Source organism: Vibrio scophthalmi (assembly GCF_040869025.1).
Lineage (GTDB): Bacteria > Pseudomonadota > Gammaproteobacteria > Enterobacterales > Vibrionaceae > Vibrio > Vibrio scophthalmi.
On the sequence record NZ_CP134271.1, the window covers coordinates 1,049,718 to 1,067,026 of the forward strand.

At 47.3% G+C, this 17,309-nt stretch carries 17 protein-coding genes and 1 riboswitch; of the genes, 10 read left to right on the forward strand and 7 right to left on the reverse strand.

The window, feature by feature from the left end:
• The first annotated feature begins 182 nt into the window (after nucleotides 1–182).
• Complete coding sequence (locus RJD38_RS04680; protein ID WP_005593327.1) at nucleotides 183–419, forward strand: hypothetical protein; 237 nt, start codon at nucleotides 183–185, stop codon at nucleotides 417–419.
• A gap of 105 nt (nucleotides 420–524) precedes the next feature.
• Here RJD38_RS04680 and tkt read toward each other — a convergent pair whose 3' ends face one another.
• Nucleotides 525–2,519, reverse strand: a complete 1,995-nt coding sequence (gene tkt, locus RJD38_RS04685) for a transketolase (RefSeq protein WP_065430993.1) — start codon at nucleotides 2,517–2,519, stop codon at nucleotides 525–527.
• 321 nt (nucleotides 2,520–2,840) lie between these two features.
• Between tkt and metK the strand changes: the two genes are divergently transcribed.
• The 8 genes from metK (at nucleotide 2,841) to ruvX (ending at nucleotide 9,459) form a co-directional block, all read left to right on the forward strand.
• A complete protein-coding gene (gene metK / locus RJD38_RS04690) occupies nucleotides 2,841–3,995 on the forward strand; it encodes a methionine adenosyltransferase (protein WP_005593492.1) in 1,155 nt (384 codons plus the stop codon).
• Nucleotides 3,996–4,359: 364 nt separating this feature from the next.
• Nucleotides 4,360–5,157 carry a DUF2189 domain-containing protein gene (locus RJD38_RS04695; RefSeq protein WP_065544985.1) on the forward strand — a complete coding sequence of 266 codons (798 nt, stop codon included), beginning with the start codon at nucleotides 4,360–4,362 and terminating at the stop codon, nucleotides 5,155–5,157.
• A 72-nt stretch (nucleotides 5,158–5,229) separates the two neighbouring features.
• A complete protein-coding gene (locus RJD38_RS04700; RefSeq protein WP_065544984.1) occupies nucleotides 5,230–5,727 on the forward strand; it encodes a SprT family zinc-dependent metalloprotease in 498 nt (165 codons plus the stop codon).
• A 96-nt stretch (nucleotides 5,728–5,823) separates the two neighbouring features.
• Nucleotides 5,824–6,546, forward strand: a complete 723-nt coding sequence (locus tag RJD38_RS04705; protein ID WP_065544983.1) for an endonuclease — start codon at nucleotides 5,824–5,826, stop codon at nucleotides 6,544–6,546.
• A 93-nt stretch (nucleotides 6,547–6,639) separates the two neighbouring features.
• Nucleotides 6,640–7,371, forward strand: coding sequence for a 16S rRNA (uracil(1498)-N(3))-methyltransferase (gene rsmE / locus RJD38_RS04710; RefSeq protein ID WP_005593496.1), 732 nt, complete (start codon nucleotides 6,640–6,642; stop codon nucleotides 7,369–7,371).
• Nucleotides 7,372–7,383: 12 nt separating this feature from the next.
• Nucleotides 7,384–8,331, forward strand: a complete 948-nt coding sequence (gene gshB / locus RJD38_RS04715) for a glutathione synthase (protein WP_009387885.1) — start codon at nucleotides 7,384–7,386, stop codon at nucleotides 8,329–8,331.
• Nucleotides 8,332–8,415: 84 nt separating this feature from the next.
• Nucleotides 8,416–8,979 carry a YqgE/AlgH family protein gene (locus tag RJD38_RS04720; protein ID WP_005593498.1) on the forward strand — a complete coding sequence of 188 codons (564 nt, stop codon included), beginning with the start codon at nucleotides 8,416–8,418 and terminating at the stop codon, nucleotides 8,977–8,979.
• 51 nt (nucleotides 8,980–9,030) lie between these two features.
• The gene (gene ruvX / locus RJD38_RS04725) at nucleotides 9,031–9,459 is read left to right on the forward strand and encodes a Holliday junction resolvase RuvX (RefSeq protein WP_005593499.1); all 429 of its coding nucleotides are present in this window, start codon (nucleotides 9,031–9,033) and stop codon (nucleotides 9,457–9,459) included.
• A 112-nt stretch (nucleotides 9,460–9,571) separates the two neighbouring features.
• Here the strand turns inward: ruvX and pmbA are convergent, their stop codons facing one another.
• Nucleotides 9,572–10,915 carry a metalloprotease PmbA gene (gene pmbA / locus RJD38_RS04730; RefSeq protein WP_065544982.1) on the reverse strand — a complete coding sequence of 448 codons (1,344 nt, stop codon included), beginning with the start codon at nucleotides 10,913–10,915 and terminating at the stop codon, nucleotides 9,572–9,574.
• 110 nt (nucleotides 10,916–11,025) lie between these two features.
• On the opposite strand from pmbA, the gene yjgA reads away from it, so the two are divergent.
• A complete protein-coding gene (gene yjgA, locus RJD38_RS04735; RefSeq protein WP_005593501.1) occupies nucleotides 11,026–11,553 on the forward strand; it encodes a ribosome biogenesis factor YjgA in 528 nt (175 codons plus the stop codon).
• A 58-nt stretch (nucleotides 11,554–11,611) separates the two neighbouring features.
• On the opposite strand, the gene thiQ is transcribed toward yjgA, so the two are convergent.
• The 5 genes from thiQ to mpl all read right to left on the reverse strand — a co-directional run bounded on the left by thiQ (nucleotide 11,612) and on the right by mpl (nucleotide 17,171).
• A complete protein-coding gene (gene thiQ / locus RJD38_RS04740; protein WP_005593502.1) occupies nucleotides 11,612–12,316 on the reverse strand; it encodes a thiamine ABC transporter ATP-binding protein in 705 nt (234 codons plus the stop codon).
• An 8-nt stretch (nucleotides 12,317–12,324) separates the two neighbouring features.
• Nucleotides 12,325–13,953, reverse strand: a complete 1,629-nt coding sequence (gene thiP / locus RJD38_RS04745; protein ID WP_083163307.1) for a thiamine/thiamine pyrophosphate ABC transporter permease ThiP — start codon at nucleotides 13,951–13,953, stop codon at nucleotides 12,325–12,327.
• Between the two features lie 9 nt (nucleotides 13,954–13,962).
• On the reverse strand, nucleotides 13,963–14,970 hold the full coding sequence (thiB, locus tag RJD38_RS04750; protein WP_065544980.1) for a thiamine ABC transporter substrate binding subunit: 1,008 nt from the start codon (nucleotides 14,968–14,970) through the stop codon (nucleotides 13,963–13,965).
• A 62-nt stretch (nucleotides 14,971–15,032) separates the two neighbouring features.
• A riboswitch (TPP riboswitch) is annotated at nucleotides 15,033–15,144 on the reverse strand.
• A 42-nt stretch (nucleotides 15,145–15,186) separates the two neighbouring features.
• Complete coding sequence (locus tag RJD38_RS04755; protein WP_065544979.1) at nucleotides 15,187–15,813, reverse strand: flavin prenyltransferase UbiX; 627 nt, start codon at nucleotides 15,811–15,813, stop codon at nucleotides 15,187–15,189.
• 5 nt (nucleotides 15,814–15,818) lie between these two features.
• Nucleotides 15,819–17,171, reverse strand: a complete 1,353-nt coding sequence (gene mpl, locus RJD38_RS04760; RefSeq protein ID WP_065544978.1) for a UDP-N-acetylmuramate:L-alanyl-gamma-D-glutamyl-meso-diaminopimelate ligase — start codon at nucleotides 17,169–17,171, stop codon at nucleotides 15,819–15,821.
• Nucleotides 17,172–17,309: the final 138 nt, after the last annotated feature.

The window sequence follows — 17,309 nt, forward strand, 5'->3', positions numbered from 1 at the left end:
GCATCCTATTTCGTGCCACAGATACTAACCGATCTACCAGTAAAGCGCAGTAAAAGAGTGACCCGAGCCTAAACAACAATGTAATGATTCTGCTACCCATTTTATAACCATTGAATCAACTGCTTGTTTGTGCGTTTATTGACCAATCCATCGTCATCATATTGGAGCCAAAGGAGCTGGATATGCCATCATCAAGCGATACTCACTTTTGTAAAGCATGCAATAATGAAACGCCATACAGCGAAGTATTAGTACGTAAGCCAAGCAAATACGATTCAGACCCTAGCCTTTTAGGACGAATCAAATTATTTGCCCACACCTTTATCAATGGCGGCAACTATCACGACATGGATCGCTACGTTACCTGCAAAGTTTGTGGCTTAAAAGAGCTAGACAATAAAGGCCACGAGCACGAATAGCTCATCATTCTGCTACTGATAAAAAATACCAATATAAAAAAACCGAGCTCAATCGCTCGGTTTTTCTGTTTAAGAAGCTATTTTTATTTAGCTAGCAAGCGGCAATTAAGCCAGTAACTCTTGCGCAGTATTCACTACGTTCTCAACGGTGAAACCAAACATTTCAAACAGTTGTTCAGCGGGTGCTGACTCACCGAACGTCGTCATACCGATAATACGACCATCAAAACCAACGTACTTGTACCAGAAGTCAGCAATACCAGCTTCAATCGCGATACGCGCTGTCACATCTGAAGGCAATACTGACTCACGGTAAGCCGCATCTTGCTTATCAAAAGCGTCTGTCGCTGGCATTGATACGATGCGTACCGCTTTACCTTGCGCCGTTAGCTCTTCTGCCGCTTTCACTGCTAGCTCAACTTCAGAGCCAGTTGCGATAAGGATTAGCTCAGGCTTACCTGCGCAATCTTTTAGGATGTAGCCGCCGCGAGCGATGTTCGCCACTTGCTCTGCATCACGAGGTTGTTGTGCTAGGTTTTGACGCGAGAAGATAAGCGCTGATGGGCCATCTTTACGTTCAATCGCCAGTTTCCATGCTACCGCAGATTCAACTTGGTCACATGGACGCCATGTGCTCATGTTTGGTGTTAGGCGTAGTGACGCGATTTGCTCAACCGGTTGGTGAGTTGGGCCATCTTCGCCCAGACCGATAGAGTCGTGGGTGTAAACTTGGATGTTCTGCACTTTCATCAGAGCAGCCATACGCATTGCGTTACGTGCGTATTCCATGAACATTAGGAATGTTGCACCGTAAGGAACAAAACCACCGTGCAGTGCGATACCGTTCATGATCGCAGTCATACCAAATTCACGTACACCGTAGTGAATGTAGTTACCAGAGAAGTCATCTGCCGTTAGCGATTTAGAACCCGACCACATAGTCAGGTTTGAAGGCGCTAGGTCAGCAGAGCCGCCCATGAACTCAGGTAGCATTGCGCCAAACGCTTCTAGCGCGTTTTGCGATGCTTTACGTGATGCGATGTTAGCAGGGTTTGCTTGTAGATCAGCGATGATTTGGTTGGCTTTCGCTTCCCATTCTGCTGGCAAGTCACCGTTTACACGACGCTTAAATTCAGCCGCTTCTGCTGGGTAAGCCGCTGCGTAAGCTGCGAATTTATTATCCCATGCCGCTTCTTTGTCTGCGCCAGCCGCTTTTGCATCCCACTCAGAGTAGACATCTGCTGGAATTTCAAATGCTGGGTGTTCCCAACCAAGGAATTCACGCGCTGCTGCAATTTCTTCCGCGCCTAGTGGTGCACCGTGGCAGTCATGAGAGCCTGATTTATTTGGCGAACCAAAACCGATGATGGTTTTAGTACAAATAAGAGTAGGGCGTGGATCTGCTTTTGCCGCTTCAATCGCTGCATTGATGGCGTCAGCATCGTGACCGTCAACCGCAGGGATAACATGCCAGCCGTATGCTTCAAAACGTTTAGGCGTATCGTCAGAGAACCAACCTTCTACGTGGCCATCGATAGAGATGCCGTTATCATCCCAAAACGCGATTAGCTTACCAAGACCTAATGTGCCCGCAAGAGAACAAGCTTCATGCGAGATACCTTCCATCAAACAACCATCACCCATGAAAACATAAGTGTGGTGGTCAACGATGTCGTGGCCTTCTTTATTGAACTGTGCTGCCAATGACTTTTCAGCCATCGCCATACCAACCGCGTTAGTAATGCCTTGACCTAGAGGACCGGTTGTTGTTTCGATGCCCGGCGCGTAACCATATTCTGGGTGACCAGGTGTTTTTGAATGCAATTGACGGAAGTTCTTCAGATCGTCAATTGATAACTCGTAACCACTTAGGTGTAGCAAAGAGTAAATCAGCATAGAACCGTGGCCGTTCGATAGAATAAAACGGTCGCGATCTGCCCACTCAGGGTTCGCTGGGTTGTGGTTTAGGTGAGAGCGCCAAAGTACTTCAGCGATATCTGCCATACCCATTGGTGCGCCAGGGTGGCCCGAGTTAGCTTGTTGAACGCCATCCATGCTAAGTGCGCGGATTGCATTTGCTAGGTGTTTACGAGAAGACATGTCTGCTCCTAAGTGCAAGTAAGCGAGTTGATATAGGGATATATTGTGGGCGGTATTCTCTCAAAGCACCTATAGCACTGCAAACGTTTTCCCGACAAAAAAGCCACAAATATTCGGATTTTCACCGCGCTTTTACTAAAGTTCTTTCATTCGTCGATTTAAAAAGCAAACGTTTGGTTTTTAGATAGTTGAAAAAAGAGCTTGTAATTCGAACATTCAAATTTAAAATAGACGTCTAGATGTAGAAACACCTACATAGCTGAAGACTATTTTTGATACAGATATCGATTGTCTGTATCGACGAACAAACATGGAGTTCACATGGCTAAGCACCTATTTACCTCTGAGTCAGTTTCAGAAGGCCATCCAGATAAAATTGCAGACCAAATTTCTGATGCAGTTCTTGACGCGATCTTAGAACAAGATCCGAAAGCACGTGTTGCGTGTGAAACCTACGTAAAAACCGGCATGGTGATGGTAGGCGGCGAAGTGACAACTTCAGCATGGGTTGATATCGAAGAGATCACTCGTGAAACTGTCCGTGAAATTGGCTACGTACACTCAGATATGGGCTTTGATGCGAACTCTTGTGCTGTTCTCAACACCATCGGTAAGCAATCGCCAGACATCAACCAAGGTGTTGATAAAGCTGATCCGAAAGAGCAAGGTGCGGGTGACCAAGGTATCATGTTTGGTTATGCAACCAACGAAACTGATATTCTAATGCCAGCGCCAATCACTTACTCTCACCTACTTGTGAAAAAACAAGCAGAAGTGCGTAAGAGCGGCAAGCTAGATTTCCTTCGCCCTGACGCGAAATCTCAAGTTACTTTCCAATACGATCAAGGCAAAATTGTTGGTATTGATGCTGTAGTACTTTCAACCCAACACTGTGATTCTGTAACGACACCCGATCTACGTGAAGCAGTAATGGAAGAGATCATCAAGCCAGTATTGCCAGCAGAATGGCTAAATAAAGAAACCAAATTCTTTATTAACCCAACCGGTCGTTTTGTTATCGGTGGCCCAATGGGTGACTGTGGTCTAACGGGTCGTAAGATCATCGTTGATACCTACGGCGGTGCAGCTCGTCACGGTGGCGGTGCATTCTCAGGTAAAGATCCATCAAAAGTTGACCGTTCAGCAGCTTACGCAGCTCGTTACGTTGCGAAAAACATTGTCGCTGCTGGCATGGCTGACCGTTGTGAAATTCAATTGTCTTACGCTATCGGTGTTGCGGATCCAACATCAATCATGGTGGAAACGTTCGGTACAGAAAAAGTATCACACGACATCATCATCGAAGCCGTTCGCCAACACTTCGACCTACGCCCATACGGCTTGCAAGAAATGTTGAACCTGCTTCAACCTATCTACAAACAAACCGCGGCTTACGGCCACTTCGGTCGTGAAGAGTTCCCATGGGAAGCGACTGATAAAGCGGCAATCCTACGCGATTTCGCTGGCATTAAGTAATCGCTTAGTGCTACCACGCTCTAAGCCCTCGCCTTTGCGGGGGCTTTTTGTTTTAGTCTGCTCCCCCGCCCTCTTCTCCATTCTCCATTCTCCATTCTCCATTCTCCAACTATCTAAAAGTGAAATAGACCAACCAATGAGCAAATAATTTGTAAATTCGCTCATTGTTGCCAATAGTTAAAATAATGTTAAATGTGCATTGTGCGCATATAACGCTGAGATTAATCTTCAGACCTTTATGAGGAAGAACATTGATGCTCAGACAATGATGTCAGCTAGAGCGAGTTTGATGTCCCGCCAGTCAGTCTGCCATTACATCACCACTGAAACAGTGGTTACTGTGGGATACCATCAAGGAGGAGTTATGCCTCATACCGTGAATCCATCGGACTTTAAGCGTGAACAAAAGGAAGTCCCCAACCATGAATACGCTCGAACCATACCTTGCAATCAAGTCAGCATCAGCGCGCCTTTTCATTGGCTCGCGCTAGGACTGCATGACTTAGTAAAAATGCCACTCATTAGTGCCTTCTATGGCTTGTGCTTTATGGCTGCCGCCATCGGTATTGTGTTACTGGTGCAATGGCAAGGCACCCATTTAGTCGTGATGCCGAGTTTAGTGGTCTACATGCTCATCGGGCCATTTCTAGCGCTGGGATTATATGATGCCAGTTGGGCGAGAGAACGTGGCCGCAATGCCAGCCTATTTCATTCGATCAAAGCCATCAGCCGCAACTCTAGCTCTCAATGGGCATTTGCCGTATTGCTTGCTGTGTGCATGATCTTTTGGATGCGTATCGCCGCCTTGCTGCATGCGCTTTACCCTTCTGTGCAGGGTGCACCGCTAACCGATTTTTTACCATTTTTAGTCATCGGTTCCATCGTCGGGTTTGTGCTCGCCTGTGCCGTATTTTGTCTTTCTGCATTTTCCATCCCACTAATGATGGAACGCCGAGTCGACATGATGACAGCGGTATTTACCAGCTTTAATGCCGTGAAAAGCAACATCCCCGCGATGATTGTGTGGGCAGCCATCATTTGTGGTGGGATCTTAATTGGCTTTGCCACCTATGGCATCGGCATGCTGTTTACTATGCCAATATTGGGGTACGGAACTTGGCACGCTTATCATGAGGTGATTAAGAAGAAACATCACCCTTAACAGATTGAGCGCTTCACTATATGATGCAGTCAGCTCGGCCTTTGCGCTGAGCTGCTTTTTTATGGAGAGAGCGTGGATAAAGAACTCAACTATCAAGCTATACGCAAAGTAGCCGATTGCATAACACTTGCCGAACAGGCCTTTAAGCGCCCTTTTGCTCAGCCTGCACTCAACTATCAACTGCGTGGCAAAGCGGCAGGAAAAGCCTACTTACAACTCAACCAAATCCGCCTCAATCCAGTCCTATTCATCGAAAACCAAAAAGCCTTTTTGGATGAAGTCATTCCTCATGAAGTCGCACACTTGATCACTTATCAAGTCTATGGCCGAGTGCGCCCCCATGGCGCGCAATGGAAAGGGGTTATGGAGGCCGTATTTGGCGTTCCCGCTCATACAACCCATCGCTTTGCTACTCAGTCAGTAGAAGGGAAAACCTTTCAATATCGTTGTGGGTGCCGCGATTACCCGCTAACCATTCGCCGTCATAACAAGGTTCTGCGCGGGCAAATGAGTTACCGCTGCCAGCAATGCAAACAGCTGCTCAGCTTTACAGGCAAACAACTCAGCTAAAGACCACCGACAAACTTCAATTTACAAAATTACCACCTATATAGCAGTAAGTTGAGTGATATCATGCAAAAAGACATTCCTTTATAAGACTTTTTCATGCGTACACTCTCCTGTTTATTGCTGGCGCTTGCCGCGAGCAATGTTGTAGCAGCTCCCCCTAGTTCCTTTTCGGCCGCCAAACGCGAAGCGGTTAGTATCTATAAAGATCTCGAGCGCGACCTTGATTACGCCACCAGCTTTTACTGTGGCTGTGATATCAAATGGCAAGGAAGAAAAGGCGTTCCCGATTTAGAAGGCTGTGGCTACCAAATCCGTAAGCAAACACAAAAAGTACGCGCAACGCGTATTGAGTGGGAACACGTCGTGCCTGCGTGGCAGTTCGGCCATCAAATGCAATGTTGGCAAAAAGGCGGCCGCAAAGAGTGTTCAAAGAAAAAATACCCTCAATTTCGTCAAATGGAAGCGGATCTACATAACCTCACGCCTGCAATTGGCGAGGTCAATGGCGACCGCTCCAACTTTAACTTTAGCCAATGGAATGGTGTCAATGGGGTCACCTATGGCAGCTGCGAAATGCAGGTGAATTTCAAACAACGCAAAGTCATGCCACCCGCTCGTGCACGTGGTTCAATTGCGCGAACCTATCTCTATATGAGCCAAGAGTACAGTTTTGATCTTTCCAAACAGCAACGCAATTTAATGCAAGCTTGGAATAAACAATATCCGGCCGAAAAATGGGAATGTGAACGCGATAAGCATATCGCTAAGGTTCAGGGTAACCACAACCCATTTGTTGTTGAAGCTTGCCGTAAGCTCTAGGCAATAAGTTAAGCGGAAAATACCCTTGTTTTTTTCGCTTAACGCATCCATGTTACTCTTTATAAATCTCTTTTGGCTGGAACTTAATACACCATGCGAATCCCACGAATTTATCACCCAGAAATCATTCAGCAGCTTGGCGTCGTTGAACTTAGTGAAGATGCCGCAGGCCATATCGGCCGTGCTCTACGCATGAAAGAAGGCCAACAAGTGCTATTGTTTGATGGCAGCGGCGCAGAATTTCCGGCCACCATCAGTGAAGTGACCAAGAAAACCGTGCACGTTGACGTGACTGAGCGTATCGAACGCAGCAGTGAATCACCACTGGATTTGCATCTTGGCCAAGTTATGTCACGTGGTGACAAAATGGAATTTACCATCCAAAAATCGGTTGAGCTGGGCGTAAATACTATTACACCACTCATTTCTGAACGTTGTGGTGTCAAACTTGACCAAAAGCGTTTTGAAAAGAAAATGGAACAATGGCAAAAAATTGCGATTAGTGCCTGCGAGCAATGTGGCCGTAACACCGTACCAGAAATTCGCCCAATCATGAAATTGGAAGATTGGTGTGCCGAAGAGTACGACGGTTTAAAACTGAATCTGCATCCTCGCGCGAAATACTCAATCAATACCCTGCCGACGCCTGTAGAAAAAGTGCGATTATTGATTGGCCCAGAAGGCGGTTTGTCGAGCGATGAAATCGATATGACCGAGCAATACCAATTTGAAGAGACGCTTCTCGGCCCACGTGTATTACGTACCGAAACCGCGGCGTTAACAGCAATTACAGCCCTACAAGTTCGTTTTGGCGATCTTGGCTAACCGGAGAAAAGCATGATTAAACTTGGCATCGTGATGGACCCAATTTCGTCCATCAATATCAAAAAAGACTCTAGCTTTGCCATGATGCTAGAAGCACAACGTCGCGGCTACGAAATCCATTACATGGAAATGCAAGATCTGCATTTGGATCAAGGCGTGGCCATTGCCGACACGAAGATCGTTGAGCTAAAAGAAGATCCAAACGGTTGGTACGAGTTCAAATCTGAGCAAAGCATTAAGCTGGCAGATCTTGATGCGGTACTGATGCGTAAAGATCCCCCTTTTGATACCGAATACATCTACGCGACCTATATTCTAGAGCGCGCTGAAGTGGAAGGCGCACTGATCGTCAACAAGCCACAGAGCCTGCGTGACTGTAACGAAAAACTGTTTACCGCTTGGTTCCCAGAGCTGACTCCAACCACTATCGTGACGCGTAAAGCGGAAAAAATTAAAGCTTTCCGTGCAGAGCATGGTGATGTGATCCTAAAACCACTTGATGGTATGGGCGGCGCATCCATTTTCCGCGTAAAAGAAAACGATCCAAACGTTTCAGTGATTATTGAAACATTGACCAATCACGGCCAAAACTACGCCATGGCGCAAACTTTTGTGCCTGATATCAGCAATGGCGACAAACGAATCCTTGTGGTTGATGGCGAGCCAATGCCTTACTGCCTAGCTCGTATTCCAGCTAAGGGGGAGACACGTGGTAATCTTGCCGCAGGTGGGACTGGCGTGGCTCAACCACTGAGCGAAACAGATATGCAGATCGCACTGGCAGTTGCGCCTACACTTAAAGAAAAAGGCCTGATCTTTGTTGGCCTCGATGTGATTGGCGACAAGCTAACGGAAATCAACGTAACAAGCCCAACTTGTATTCGTGAAATTGAAGCAGCCTTCGATATCTCTATCACAGGCAAGCTGATGGATGCGATTGAGCGCCGTCTAAAAAAATAATCCCGAATAGAGGGCGCTCGCGCCCTCTGACTGCTTAGAGTATCGCCTAAGCAGAGGTTTGGGTAACCATAAGGCTGGATACTGATGAATTTAACTAACCACTTTTTAGTTGCCATGCCGGGCATGAAAGATCCCTACTTCAAGCGCAGTGTGATCTATGTGTGTGAGCACAATCAAGATGGCGCAATGGGCCTAATGATCAATGCACCAATTGAAGTCACGGTTGGGAAAATGCTGGAACAGGTTAAGGTTGAATCGGTTCATCCACCGCTAAAAAGCGATAAGCTTGAAATGCCAGTACTTAACGGTGGTCCAGTTTCTGAAGATCGCGGTTTTATCTTGCATCAACCTAAAGATCATTATGAATCAAGCATTCAAATGACCGACAAAATTTCCGTCACTACCTCAAAAGATATCCTCAGCGTACTCGGCACCGAAGCGGAACCAAACCACTACTTAGTGGCATTAGGCTATTCCGGCTGGGAAGCGGGGCAACTCGAAGTTGAGTTAGCCGAAAATTCATGGCTCACCATTGAAGCCGATCCATCAGTGATCTTTGAAACCCCACTGACAGAACGCTGGCAGACCGCAGTACAAATGTTGGGTATTGATGTCGCGCAACTCTCTAGCGATGTTGGTCACGCATAGCTTACGTGTCGATTCAACCACATAAGCCCCACAACCAAAGAATCAAAAACTATGTCAAATAGAACTATTATGGCCTTTGACTATGGCACCAAAAGTATTGGTAGCGCCATTGGTCAGGAAATTACCGGAACCGCTTCACCACTCAAAGCATTTAAAGCCAACGATGGTATTCCTAACTGGGATGATATTGAAAAGCAGATCAAAGAGTGGCAACCAAACTTAATCGTGGTAGGCCTACCGACTGACTTGCACGGCAAGGATCTTGAAACCATCACACCACGTGCGAAAAAATTCGGCCAGCGACTACAAGGTCGATTTGGGGTAGCGGTAGAGATGCATGATGAGCGTCTTTCTACCCGCGAAGCCCGCGCCGATCTGTTTGCGATGGGCGGCTATAAAGCGCTATCAAAAGGCAATGTCGACTGCCAATCAGCGGTGGTGATCTTAGAGAGTTGGTTTGAAGCCCAGTGGGGCGAATAGTCTCCTATTCATTAAAAGCGACTCTGTGTTAAAAACTATTCTGCGCTAAAAACACAAATCCCGAGCCAATGCTCGGGATTTTTTATGCTTCTAGCGTTATAAACTGCAGTCGTTATTCACCAGCGACTTTCATCGACTCAAGTAGAATCGAACCAGTTTGAATTTGCGAGCGTGTTTCAACATCGCTGCCAACGGCTACGATCTGTTGGAACATGTCTTTCAGGTTACCCGCAATGGTCACTTCCGATACAGGGTATTGGATTTCACCATTTTCCACCCAGAAGCCAGCCGCACCGCGCGAGTAATCGCCAGTAACGGTATTCACCCCTTGCCCCATCACTTCCGTCACCAAGAAGCCAGTACCGAGCTCTTTAAGCATCTGCTGGTAATCTTGCCCTGTTGATTGCACGAACCAGTTATGGATGCCGCCCGCATGACCGGTTGGATCCATCTTCATTTTACGTGCCGCGTAGCTGGTCAATAAGTAGGTTGCCAACACGCCATCAGTAATGATCTCGCAATCTTTAGTAAAGACGCCTTCACTATCAAATGGGCTTGAAGCCAAACCACGCAGAATATGCGGACGCTCAGAAACGTTAAACCAGCTCGGTAGGATCTGCTTACCTAAATGATCGAGTAAGAACGACGATTTACGGTAGAGGTTGCCACCACTGATCGCCATCACCAGATGACCAAGTAGGCCTGTCGCCACATCCGCAGCAAACATCACTGGGTATTTACCCGTAGCTAGACGCTTAGCATCCAAACGGCTCACGGTTTTTTCTGCCGCCAATTGGCCGACTTGTTCCGGTGTCCACAGCTCATCTTTGTGACGCGCCATGGTGTAGCTGTAATCGCGCTCCATTTCGCCGTTGGCACCTTGACCAATCACACAACAACTGGTGCTGTGACGGCTGCTGGCATAGCTAGCAAGCAGACCATGGCTGTTACCATAGACTTTCACACCATAGTGGCTGTCGTAGCTAGCACCGTCACTTTGTTTGATCTTGCTGCTGTATTCCAACGCACGCTTTTCTGCGGCAATGGCGACTTGCGCGGCGTAATCAGGATCCGGCGTATCTGGGTGGAACAGATCCAAATCAGGGATCTCTTGCACCATAAATTCTTGGGGTGCAGGGCCTGCAAATGGGTCTTCCGAGGTGTATTGGGCAATGTCCAACGCCGCCATGACGGTCTGCTGAATCGCCTTCTCACTCAAATCTGACGTAGAGGCGCTACCTTTGCGTTGACCACGGTAAACCGTAATACCTAAAGCACCATCACTGTTAAATTCGACGTTTTCGACCTCACACATGCGAGTCGATACACTTAATCCAGTCGATTTAGAAATTGCGACTTCTGCGGCATCAGCCTTAACGGCAGCCATCTCTAACGCTTTAGCGACGGCGGCTTCAAGCTCAACACGCTGCTGAGCGACTTGCTCTCTTACGTCCATATTTTTTCTACATTTTCATGAGTATTGCTTCTAGGATAACAAGAATTTCGCTTTCTCCCCAAGATTCTTGTTAAAATAGAAGAAGAGATAGTCAATTAAAGGCAAAAGAGATGGCTCGTAAGAATCAAAAAGCGCCATGGGAACCGGAAGAAGAGATCATCTGGGTTAGTAAATCCGAGATGAAACGCGATATGGAGATTTTACAAAAACTTGGCGTAGAGCTGGTCGAACTGAGTTCGTCTACTCTAAAGAAAATGCCGCTAAGTGAAGATCTTTTAGATGCAGTGAAAGATGCACAACGCTTCAAAAACGAAGCGCGTCGTCGCCAGCTGCAACGCATCGGTAAACTGATGCAATATGAAGATGCGGATCAAATTCAGGCTGCACTGGATAAAATCCGTAACAAGCACGCACAAAACACCATGATGCTGCAAAAGCTTGAGTTGCTACGTGATCGTATCGCAGCGGAAGGTGATAGCGCGATTGAAGCGGTTATGACAATGTACCCTGAGGCAGATCGTCAGCGCTTACGTCAACTTGCTCGTCAAGCGGCTAAAGAAAAACAAGCGAACAAGCCACCAAGGGCTTACCGCGAAATTTTCCAAGTGCTAAGAGCGCTACAAGAAGCTCAAGAGTAATTGAGATTCGCTCAACAAAAAAGGTTGCCTTGATCGGCAACCTTTTTTATTTCCATGCTCAGTGACTGGCTTTAACAAACGCCGCCAACTCACTATTACTATGTTGCGCAGACAACCGCTCAATCGCACCAGATTCCGCCACTCGTCCATCAGCGACAAAAGCAAACTGACTGGCGATCGTGCGTGCATCGTTGATATGGTGCGTTACCATCACCACCGTCAAATTGCGCTCTTGAGCTAAGCGTTTCACCAACATCAGCATCTCTTCTCTTAAGAGCGGATCTAATGCAGAAAATGGCTCATCGAGCAGCCAAATTTGGTGTGGCTGAACAAAACAACGCGCTAAAGCCACACGCTGACGCTGGCCACCCGATAACTGCTCAGGAAGACGGCCAAAATACTCCGCAATTCCCACTTGTTGCGCGGCTTCCACCACTTGTTTTTTTTGCTCTGCCGTGAGCTTTAATCCTGGATGAAGTCCTAAACCAATATTCTCCTCAACCGTCAAATGGGCAAAGAGATTATGCTCTTGAAACAACATCGCCACTGGACGTTGATGCGGCGCTTGACCCAATAACGATTGTCCTGCGGCTAGAATATCGCCAGACTCTGGCTCAATAAACCCCGCTAACAGAGCTAATAAGGTTGATTTTCCAGCGCCACTCGGCCCCATCAGAGCCAAAATCTCACCTTCGGCCACCTCAAGAGAAAAATCAAATGGCGCGTGGTGATAGGTATAGTGGGCGTGTTTAATACTTAACATAAATCCCCTTATGACTTCGTAACATGCTTAGCGGCGTGGCGAATGGAATGATGCATCGTCTGATTCGCTTTAAAGAGCTTTTCGATCACGCTAAAGCAACCGACACTGAGCAGCAATAAGGTCAAAGAGACCACTGCGGCAGCTTCCATTTGATAGCTTCCAAGCAATTGGAACAGATAGAGAGGCAAAGTACGGAACTCACTTCCGCCAAATAATGCCACCGCACTTAAATCGCCCATCGCCAGCATAAAACTCAAGGCAAACGCGTGCGCCATTGGTTTTTTCAAGCCTCGCCATTCAACCACTTTAAATCTCTGCCAACCGCGTAAACCTAAACTCGCCGCTAAGTATTGATAATGCTGTTCGATTTGTAACATCGGTTGCGACAAGGTTTTGATCACATATGGCAACCCCATCAAGGCATTGACCGCCACAACAATAAAATACGCTAGACTGAAAACATCCGTCACATTACGCAGTAATAAGAACAATCCGGTGGAGATCACCAATCCCGGCGTCACCAAAATAATCGTTCCCACCAGCTCAATCTGATCCGCTCGACGATTTTTCGACATTAAACGCCAACGTCGACTGGTGGTTAAAATCGCGATGCCCGCCGCTAAAGCAAACACACTGGCGACGATAGCGACTTGCAAAGAGGAAAGCAGTGCTTGCCAAAAACGCGTATCACGCAACACATCGATAATCTGTGTATTTAGCCCGCTCAGCACCACCATCAATAGTGGTGGGACGACCAATAGAGAAGCAAACGTAATCCAGCCAGCATCCCACACGCGCGCCAAACGGCCATCATTAACCAAGTAACGCAGCTGTGTCGTTGAACCGTTAGAGACCGCGAGAGGCTTAGCGAGGCGCTGAATAGAAAGCGCCAGTAAGCCACACAACACCATTTGCCAAATCGCCAGTAAAGCGCCAGCTTGCAGATCAAAATCAAACTTAATCGCTTGATAGATCGCCAGCTCAATCGTGGTCGATTTTGGCCCGCCCCCTAACGCCATCACCGTAGCAAAACTGGTAAAGCAAAGCATAAAGACCAAGCCCGATACGTGGGGTAATTGCTGTCTTAAACGCGGCCACTCAACCCACTTAAATTTCTGCCACTGGCTCATTCCCAAGTGGGCACACAGTTTATGTTGCTCTTGAGGAATGGTATCTAATGCTTGCAGCAACAAGCGGGCAGCGTAAGGGAGATTGAAAAACACATGCGCAAGTAAAATACCGTTCAAACCATAAATGGAAAACGGTAATGTGTGCTCAAACTGCGCTAAAACATCGGCTATGAGCCCTGAATTTCCGTAAATCGCCAATAAGCCAAATACCCCCACCAGCACAGGTAAGACTAAGGTGGAGCTAAATAGCTTGAGCAACAAGCCCTTACCTTTAAAATCACGCTTTGACAGTGCATGGGCGACCGGAAGCGCAAGACCAACACTGAGCAAAGTGGAAAGAAACGATTGATAGAAACTAAATTGCGTAACGTGGCGATAATAAGGATCTTGCCAAACCTGCAATAGATTGAGCGACGGTGCGGCATAAAAGAGCGCCGCCAAAGCTGAAAAGACAAAGGCCGCGATAAACATCGCGACCCACAGTCCTAATTTAGGAAGACGATTCAAGTAAAAACCTTAACGCGTTAAAGCGCTTTGCCATTCACGAATCCATGTCTTACGTTGCGTCGCAACTTCATCAGCACTAAAACTTAGCGCTTTGCTCGGCACTGTCAGGGTAGAGAAACCTTCTGGCTGAGCTACATCTGTGACAGGATACATCCAGTTCCCCGTCGGCATAGCTGATTGGAATTGATCACTCAAAATAAACTGCATGAACTGATCCGCTAACGCAGGGTTCTTACTGCCCTTCACTTTTGCGGCAACTTCAACTTGCGTGTAGTGACCCTCACTAAAATCCGCTGCTGCGTATTTAAGATCGTTTTCGGCAATAATGTGGTAAGCCGGTGATGTGGTGTACGAAAGCACCATATCCGCTTCGCCTTCTAGGAACATCGAATAAGCTTCAGACCAACCTTTCGTCACGGTCACGGTTTTGCCTGCCAGTTTTTGCCATGCGGCCGCGACATCATCACCGTAAACTGATTTCATCCAAAGCATCAAACCTTGCCCCGGAGTCGAGGTTCGTGGATCTTGATAGATGATTTTTAGATCGTCACGCTGCTCAACCAATTCTTTCAAGCTTGTCGGTGGGTTAGCGAGCTTTTCTTTGTTGTAAACAAAGGCAAAGTAGCCATAGTCATAAGGGACAAAGGTGGTGTCTTGCCAACCGCCGGGAATTGTTACGCTGCTGGTATCAACCTGATGCTCACTCAGTAAACCGGTCTTCTTCGCTTCTGCCATTAGATTGTTGTCCAACCCTAAGACAATATCCGCTTTGCTATTGCCGTTTTCTAAACGTAAGCGGTTCAAAATCGACACACCATCATCCAGCGCGACAAAATTAACATCACAACCACCGCACTGGGCTTCAAAGGCTTTTTCCACTGTTGGGCCTGGGCCCCAATCTGCGGCAAATGAATCGTAGGTATAAACGGTTAGGGTATTGTCCGCCGCGAAAGCAGAAAAAGACGCGCAAGCAATCGCTAGCGTACTAAAGGTGGTGGTTAACGTGGTGGTTTTCACTGTTCGCTCTCTCCGAGTTGAGCGGCACAGGTTTGAGGTCGGCGTTTAATTAGCGCAGTAACTAAATGACCAGACTCAATTCCTACGCCAGCATTATCTGGTTCAGGTACACGGGTCCCAGTCATTGACCGATCTCAGCCAGCGCATCACAGCATGGCTCCCCGTTGAGTATTGATGGGATTGTAATCATTCTGCCAATGTATGGCTAGCGAGATATTATCCTCTGTGATCATAACCCCAGCGCGGAACTAACCCCTGCTCAACACCGAGATGATCCAGAATTCTCGCCACCATGAAATCAATCAAATCTTCAATGGTTTGTGGTTGGTGATAAAACCCGGGCGCAGCAGGCATAATGGTAACCCCCATTGTCGATAGCTTATGCATATTCTCTAAATGCAAGGTAGAAAAAGGCGTTTCACGTACCACCAGCACTAGCTGGCCACGCTCTTTCATCACTACATCAGCCGCACGCTCAATCAAATTATCCGACATGCCGTGAGCGATTGCCGCCACACTGCCTGCAGAACATGGGCACACCACCATCTGTTTTGGCGCAGCAGATCCTGACGCCACTGGCGAGAACCAATCGTCTTTGCCACACACCACCAATTTATCTGCATCACAATTGAGATGCGCAACTAATGCTTGCTGCGCGGCCTCTGGGCCACTTGGCAATTTCAAACCATGTTCAGTTGCCAACACCACTCGCGCGGCAGAAGATATCAATAGATAGACCTGATAATCTGCCGCCAATAAACACTCGAGTAGGCGCAACCCATAAGGTGCGCCCGATGCGCCAGTAAAGGCTAAAGTAATCGCTTTACTACTCTTGTTTGTCATGCTGTTTAACCTGCCAGTTTCTCTAGCAGCTTGCCATGAATACCTTCAAAGCCGCCGTTACTCATCACTAGAATATGGTCGCCAGGTACGGCTTTTGCCACGATCGCATCGACCAATTGATCAATATCAGCACTGGTATAAGCCGGTTGAGAACATTGTTGAGCAACCTCTTCCACCGACCATTCAATGCTCTCTGGCTGATAAAGGAAAACCTCATCGGCATGATGTAATGATGCTGCGAGAGTATCTTTATGTACGCCACGTTTCATCGTCGCAGAACGAGGTTCTAGTACCGCAATGATCTTGTCGCTGCCCACCTTGTTACGCAGACCACCCATCGTCAGTTCAATCGCCGTTGGGTGATGAGCAAAGTCATCATAAACCGTCACGCCATTCACTTGCCCTTTCAGTTCAAGGCGACGCTTTGTATTGATAAATTTCGCTAGCGATTCACACGCAAGATCGGCAGTCACACCAACATGGCGAGCAGCAGCGATCGCCATTAAGGCATTATCGACGTTATGATCACCAACCAAATCCCATTTCACTGTGCCTTTGATTTCACCATCAAGCAGCACATGGAATTGTGAACCATCTTTAACAATCTTTTCAGCACGCCAATCTCCTTGTTCGCCGGTGTATTCAGTTTCACTCCAACACCCGCGGTCTAGCACATCGGTCAGCGCTTGATCAGCTTTCGGCGCTAAAATACGCCCGTTGCTCGGCACGGTACGAACAAGATGATGGAATTGACGCTTAATCGCCTCAAGATCATCAAAGATGTCGGCATGATCAAACTCGAGGTTGTTCATCACTAATGTTCGTGGATGGTAGTGAACAAACTTTGAACGCTTATCGAAAAAAGCGCTGTCATATTCGTCCGCTTCGACAACAAAGAACATGCTTTCGCCCAAACGAGCCGAGATGCCGAAATTTCCTAACACGCCACCGACTAAAAAGCCCGGTTGGTAACCGCAATCTTCGAGGATCCAAGACAACATACTTGAGGTGGTGGTTTTACCATGCGTGCCCGAGACAGCTAATACCCAGCGATCATGCAATAAAAACTCTTGTAACCACTGTGGTCCAGAGGTGTAGCGTAGGTTGTTATTAAGTACATACTCAACACAAGGATTGCCGCGACTCATCGCATTACCAATCACCACAAGATCTGGGGCAGGATTCAATTGAGCAGGATCGAAACCCTCTATTATTTCAATACCTTGAGATTCAAGCATGGTACTCATTGGTGGATAAACATTGGCATCACTGCCCGTCACTTTATGGCCTAACTGGCGCGCTAATGTTGCCGCGCCACCCATAAAGGTGCCACAGATCCCCAAGATATGAATGTGCATAAACGAAACCTTGTCCTACGCTAAAAATACCGCTTCATTATGGCGATAAAGCCACTAAAAGCGAACCGTTTTGATCACTCTATTGCCAATTGAACCGACCTATTTCGCCCTATTCGCGCGCTTTTCTACGCTCTCTAT

Excerpts from the sequence above, each read along its gene's own strand:
- gshB (WP_009387885.1), top strand. The coding sequence starts at position 7,384 with ATGATTAAACTTGGCATCGTGATGGACCCAATTTCGTCCATCAATATC.
- RJD38_RS04755 (WP_065544979.1), bottom strand. The coding sequence starts at position 15,813 with ATGACAAACAAGAGTAGTAAAGCGATTACTTTAGCCTTTACTGGCGCA.
- yjgA (WP_005593501.1), top strand. The coding sequence starts at position 11,026 with ATGGCTCGTAAGAATCAAAAAGCGCCATGGGAACCGGAAGAAGAGATC.
- RJD38_RS04695 (WP_065544985.1), top strand. The coding sequence starts at position 4,360 with ATGCCTCATACCGTGAATCCATCGGACTTTAAGCGTGAACAAAAGGAA.
- RJD38_RS04705 (WP_065544983.1), top strand. The coding sequence starts at position 5,824 with ATGCGTACACTCTCCTGTTTATTGCTGGCGCTTGCCGCGAGCAATGTT.
- thiQ (WP_005593502.1), bottom strand. The coding sequence starts at position 12,316 with ATGTTAAGTATTAAACACGCCCACTATACCTATCACCACGCGCCATTT.
- rsmE (WP_005593496.1), top strand. The coding sequence starts at position 6,640 with ATGCGAATCCCACGAATTTATCACCCAGAAATCATTCAGCAGCTTGGC.
- tkt (WP_065430993.1), bottom strand. The coding sequence starts at position 2,519 with ATGTCTTCTCGTAAACACCTAGCAAATGCAATCCGCGCACTTAGCATG.
- RJD38_RS04720 (WP_005593498.1), top strand. The coding sequence starts at position 8,416 with ATGAATTTAACTAACCACTTTTTAGTTGCCATGCCGGGCATGAAAGAT.
- ruvX (WP_005593499.1), top strand. The coding sequence starts at position 9,031 with ATGTCAAATAGAACTATTATGGCCTTTGACTATGGCACCAAAAGTATT.
- pmbA (WP_065544982.1), bottom strand. The coding sequence starts at position 10,915 with ATGGACGTAAGAGAGCAAGTCGCTCAGCAGCGTGTTGAGCTTGAAGCC.
- metK (WP_005593492.1), top strand. The coding sequence starts at position 2,841 with ATGGCTAAGCACCTATTTACCTCTGAGTCAGTTTCAGAAGGCCATCCA.
- RJD38_RS04680 (WP_005593327.1), top strand. The coding sequence starts at position 183 with ATGCCATCATCAAGCGATACTCACTTTTGTAAAGCATGCAATAATGAA.
- mpl (WP_065544978.1), bottom strand. The coding sequence starts at position 17,171 with ATGCACATTCATATCTTGGGGATCTGTGGCACCTTTATGGGTGGCGCG.